Source organism: Vibrio sp. 1641, from assembly GCF_033339995.1.
GTDB classification, from domain to species: Bacteria; Pseudomonadota; Gammaproteobacteria; order Enterobacterales; family Vibrionaceae; genus Vibrio; species Vibrio alginolyticus.
On record NZ_JAWOVP010000364.1, the window covers coordinates 1 to 581 of the forward strand.

The 581-nt window shown below is 42.3% G+C and carries 2 protein-coding genes; one reads left to right on the forward strand and one right to left on the reverse strand.

Annotated features, from left to right (window positions below):
- Positions 1 to 253 (reverse strand): redoxin family protein (locus R7Z47_RS26005; RefSeq protein WP_318130921.1); only part of this gene is annotated, 253 nt, incomplete at its 3' end.
- 170 nt (positions 254 to 423) lie between these two features.
- On the opposite strand from R7Z47_RS26005, the gene R7Z47_RS26010 reads away from it, so the two are divergent.
- On the forward strand, positions 424 to 581 hold a 158-nt coding region (locus R7Z47_RS26010), incomplete at its 3' end, for a LysR family transcriptional regulator (protein ID WP_318130922.1).

The window sequence follows — 581 nt, forward strand, 5'->3', positions numbered from 1 at the left end:
TCATAACGAATGTGTCGTTTACCGAAATACACAAAATTTCATCAACACCGTGTTCTTTGAACACAGGGAATAGCTCGTTGTAACGAGGTAAGTGGCTAGAAGAACAAGTCGGTGTAAACGCTCCAGGCAAACTGAATACGATCACGGTTTTGCCTTTGAATAGATCATCCGAGGTAACGTTCACCCAAGTATCACCTTGGCGAGTCGGGAAAGTAACCTGTGGTACGTTTTGACCTTCTTTAGATACAAACATATTGATTCCTTTAAAATATTCGAGTGAAGCGTTTAGAGCGTGACTTGTCGTTTGGCTCTGTTTCGTTTTGTTGAGCCCATTATTGTAAAAATCCTTTGATAGCTCTAATCGTTTGATGCTATGGTTTTGATAGACATTGACTATCATAAAATAGAAGCGAATCGTGTGTTATGAATATTCGGGATTTTGAGTACTTAGTCGCACTGGCGGAGCACAAGCATTTTCGCAAAGCGGCAGAGGCGTGTTTTGTCAGTCAGCCAACGCTTAGTGGTCAAATACGTAAGCTGGAAGACGAACTCGGCACGGCATTGTTAGAAAGAAGCAGCCG